Consider the following 4,048-nt stretch of genomic DNA (forward strand, 5'->3'; position numbering starts at 1 on the left):
CGGAACGACCGGCGTGCGGGCGGCTGTGGGCGGGGGCCGGGTGAGCCTCCCGTCGCAGGGGTTGATCGAGGCGTAGCGGGGGCGCTGCCCCCGGACCCCCGGGATTTTCGGCCATTTGGAAATACGGAGGGCGCGTCAGAGTTTGCGTAAGTATTCGGCGGTGAAGCTGCGATAGCTCGGCGAGAGGGAAGCCAGATGCGCGCGAATGTCCTGATGCAGGGCCGGGAGGGCGTGGAACGGTACGGCGGGCATGGCGTGATGTTCGGCGTGAAAGGGCATGTTCCACGCGAGAAACCGCACCGCCCGGTTCGTGAGCGTCGTCCGCGTGTTTTCCAGCATGTTCGCGACCGGCGGGCAATGACCATGCTCTGCCAGCAGGTAGAGCCGCAAAATGGGTTGGCCCAGCAACGCGGGCAGGATCCACAGCCAGAACACCGCGGGGCTGAACAGTAGCGAGAGCAGCAATCCGGCGTAGAGCGCAAGCAGGATACGCGCCTCTTGCCGCATCCGGGCATGGCGGCGTTCCGGCAGGTAGGGCGCGTCGATCCGGCCTGCGGCATTGCGGAACAGTGTTTTCAGGTTGCCGGTCCAGTAGCCCCAGCCGGACAAGTAGATCAGATAGTCGCGCCAGGTCGTGGGCCGGGGATGGCCTGCAATCTCGGGATCGCGCTCCGGGTCGTTGGTGTATTTGTGATGCGCGAGGTGGAAATACCGGAACCAGGTGAAGGGCAGAAGCAGGGGAAGCGACAGCGCGTGGCCCACTACGTCGCTGATCCAGGGCCGGGCGAAGGGCGTGGCATGGGTACATTCATGGCTGAGCGTAAAGAGGAACATCAGCACGATGCCATAGGGCAGCAGCAGCACGGGCCAGAAGGGGCCACCGAAGCCGATATAGGCACCCATTGCCAGCAGAAGGCCCAGATGCCCCGCCAGATGCTTCAGCCCGGCGGCATCCGACCGGCGGTGAAGTGCTGCCTTTTGCTGGGGCGGCAGTGTGGCGATGAACGCGCGGTGATCCATATGGCCAAGGTGCGCCTGAGATTGGCCTTGCGCAAGGGCGGGATGCGTCAGAGCCGCTTCTGGAAGAAGCACAGATGCGGCAGCATTTCTTCGGGAATCGGTTGGTAGGGACCGGTTTCGACAAACCCCAGCCCGGCGTAAAGGCGGCGGGCCGCATCGAAGGCGCGCGAAGTGTCCAGCACAACCCGGTCAAAGCCGTCCCGCCGGGCCTGTACGACGAGTTGCGCGCAAATCTGCCGCGCGATGCCCAGACCCCGGGCCGCATCGCTGACATAAACGCGTTTGATCTCAGCTGTCGCGTCATCGAGCGGTTGGGTCATGCCGCAGCCCACCGGGGTATCGCCTTGCCGTGCGAGCAGGATGATCCCCCGCGGGCGGGCATGGATATGCGCAAGCTCCCCCATCAGCGCTTCGTATTTCGCGGGCGGATAGAAAACTTCGGTGAGGCGGCGTTCCACCGGGGCGAAGTTTTCGAGATAGGCGCGGTAGGACCAGCACAGCGTCTGCACGGCGGCAAGCTCCGCCGCCGTGGTGGCCGGTGTGATGCTGACCCCAGCCGCCTTCACGATCAGCCGCGCAGGATCGACCGACCGGCGTATTCCGCGGTTTCGCCGAGCATTTCCTCGATCCGGATCAGTTGATTGTACTTGGCCAGCCGGTCCGACCGCGCGAGGCTGCCGGTCTTGATCTGCCCGCAGTTGGTGGCCACGGCCAGATCGGCGATGGTGGCATCCTCCGTCTCGCCGGAGCGGTGGGACATGACGTTGGTGAACCCGGCGCGATGGGCCATTTCCACGGCCTTCAGCGTTTCGGTCAGGCTGCCGATCTGGTTGACCTTGACCAGCATGGCATTGGCCGAGCGCCGCTCGATCCCCTGCGCGAGCCTTTCGGGGTTCGTCACGAAAAGGTCGTCACCCACCAGCTGGACCTTGTCCCCGATGGCGGCGGTCAGGGCTTTCCAACCGTCCCAATCGTCTTCGGACATGCCGTCCTCGATGGAAATGATCGGATAGTCCTTCACCAGCGCGGCAAGGTAATCCACATTCTCCTCACTGGAGAGGGTTTTGCCCTCCCCTGAGAGGACATAGGAGCCGTTCTTGAAGTATTCGGTGGCGGCGCAATCGAGGGCGAGGTGAATATCCTCTCCCGGTTTGTAGCCTGCTTTCTCGATGGATTTCAAAATGAAATCAAGCGCATCACGGGTGGAGCTGATGTTGGGGGCAAAGCCGCCCTCATCCCCGACCCCGGTCGCCAGCCCGGCGGCGGAAAGCTCTTTTTTCAACGTGTGAAAAACCTCCGCCCCCATGCGCACCGCATCGCGGATGTTTTCCGCGGCGACGGGCATGATCATGAATTCCTGAATGTCGATCGGGTTGTCGGCATGTTCGCCGCCGTTGATGATGTTCATCATCGGCACCGGCAGGACCCGGGCAGAGGTTCCCCCCACGTAGCGGTAAAGCGGCTGGGTGCAGTAATCGGCAGCGGCCTTGGCGGCAGCCAGCGACACGCCGAGGATCGCATTCGCCCCGAGGCGGGATTTGTTGTCGGTGCCGTCCAGCTCGATCATGATGCCGTCGATCTCGACCTGTTCTGTCGCGTCGATCCCCGCCAGCGCCTCGGCGATCTCGCCGTTCACGCTGGCACAGGCCTCCAGCACGCCCTTGCCGAAATAACGCGCCTTGTCCCCGTCGCGGCGTTCCACCGCCTCGTAGGCGCCCGTCGAGGCGCCGGAGGGCACTGCCGCCCGGCCCATGGTGCCGTCTTCCAGTGTCACGTCGACTTCGACGGTGGGGTTGCCGCGGCTGTCGAGGATTTCGCGGGCGTGGATGTCGACGATGGTGCTCATGTTGGGTCCTTTGGCGGGGGGTTTGGCGGCTTTTAGCCCGCGGGTGCGGGCTTGGAAAGGCTGGCGGCGGTGCGGCGGCCATGTTTGCGCTCACGCCAGACGGTGTAGATGCCCGAGGCCACGATGATCGCAGCCCCCAGCAGGGTGAGCCTGTCGGGGCTTTCCGCGAAGACGACGATGCCCACGATCAGCGCGAAGAGCATCCGCGAATAGCGGAAGGGCGTGACGAAGGAAACTTCGCCCACCCGCATGGCCGCCACGATGCCGTAGTAGGCGAAGACCCCGATGGTCACCGCGCCCGCAAGATATATCGCCTGCAGACCGTCCGGCAGCACCGCGGGTGTGGCGGCGAAGATCATCAGCAGGATACCGGCGGGTACCAGAACCACGAAGGCCAGAAAGCTCAGTTGCATGGACGATGTGCCCGGCAGCACGCGCCGCGTCGCCAGATCCCGCAGGGCGAGGCCCACGACCCCCAGTACCGCAAAGAGCGACCGTGCATCGAACCCTTCGAGCCCCGGGCGGATGATGAGCAGGACCCCCGCGAAGCCGACGGCGATAGCGCTCCAACGGCGCCAGCCCACGGGTTCGCGCAGAAACAGCGCCGCCCCCAGCGTCACCGCCAGCGGGGTGGCCTGCAGGATGGCCGAGGCGGAGGAGATCGGGGTGAGCGCGATGGCCGTCACGAAGCCGAGCGTGCCGGTGATCTCGCCTATGCCCCGCAGAAGGATCGGCAGGTTGGCCATGTCGGGCGACCACAGCGCCTTGCCCTGCGCCCGCAGGACCACGGCAAAGATGATCCCCCCGCCGAGGCCCAGCATGGCAATGATCTGCCCCACCGGCAGGGCGTCGGCGGTCAGCTTGATGAACATGTCCTCGATGGCGAAACCGGCCATGGCCGCGACCATCAGCAGGGCGCCGCGCAGATTGTCCATGGGTTCGCTCCTTCGCCGCAGGCTGTCCGTCTGCTCCGGGCCATGAACCTTTTGCACGGCAGGGGCAAGGGGTGGTGGCGGCGCCCTGCGCCCGGTGGTAGCCAGAGGCATGAGATGGCCAAACCCCGCGCACCCCATCGGTGATACGCTGCTGACCCTCGTGGTCGCGGCGGCAGGGGCGGCATTGTTCGCCGCCGTGTCAGCCCCGGTCTACATTCTGCTGGGCCCGGCGGTGGCCGTTACCGTC

General features: G+C 65.3%; 4 protein-coding genes. All 4 read right to left on the reverse strand.

Annotation, left to right across the window (positions count from 1 at the left end; all coding sequences use genetic code 11):
- Positions 1-135 precede the first annotated feature (135 nt).
- Genes A3728_RS09370 through A3728_RS09385 form a run of 4 tightly spaced genes read right to left on the reverse strand, consistent with a single transcriptional unit; the run spans position 136 to position 3,801 of the window.
- On the reverse strand, positions 136-1,020 hold the full coding sequence (locus A3728_RS09370) for a fatty acid desaturase (protein ID WP_067922596.1): 885 nt from the start codon (positions 1,018-1,020) through the stop codon (positions 136-138).
- Between the two features lie 47 nt (positions 1,021-1,067).
- Positions 1,068-1,586, reverse strand: coding sequence for a GNAT family N-acetyltransferase (locus A3728_RS09375; RefSeq protein ID WP_082851013.1), 519 nt, complete (start codon positions 1,584-1,586; stop codon positions 1,068-1,070).
- Between the two features lie 2 nt (positions 1,587-1,588).
- Positions 1,589-2,866, reverse strand: a complete 1,278-nt coding sequence (eno, locus tag A3728_RS09380; RefSeq protein ID WP_067922599.1) for a phosphopyruvate hydratase — start codon at positions 2,864-2,866, stop codon at positions 1,589-1,591.
- Between the two features lie 32 nt (positions 2,867-2,898).
- Positions 2,899-3,801 (reverse strand): DMT family transporter, encoded by a 903-nt coding sequence (locus A3728_RS09385; RefSeq protein WP_067922602.1) that lies wholly within the window; start codon positions 3,799-3,801, stop codon positions 2,899-2,901.
- Between the last annotated feature and the right edge of the window lie 247 nt (positions 3,802-4,048).

The sequence above is a fragment of the Sulfitobacter sp. HI0040 genome, from assembly GCF_001634885.1.
Lineage (GTDB): Bacteria > Pseudomonadota > Alphaproteobacteria > Rhodobacterales > Rhodobacteraceae > Sulfitobacter.

Excerpts from the sequence above, each read along its gene's own strand:
- A3728_RS09370 (WP_067922596.1), bottom strand. The coding sequence starts at position 1,020 with ATGGATCACCGCGCGTTCATCGCCACACTGCCGCCCCAGCAAAAGGCA.
- A3728_RS09385 (WP_067922602.1), bottom strand. The coding sequence starts at position 3,801 with ATGGACAATCTGCGCGGCGCCCTGCTGATGGTCGCGGCCATGGCCGGT.
- eno (WP_067922599.1), bottom strand. The coding sequence starts at position 2,866 with ATGAGCACCATCGTCGACATCCACGCCCGCGAAATCCTCGACAGCCGC.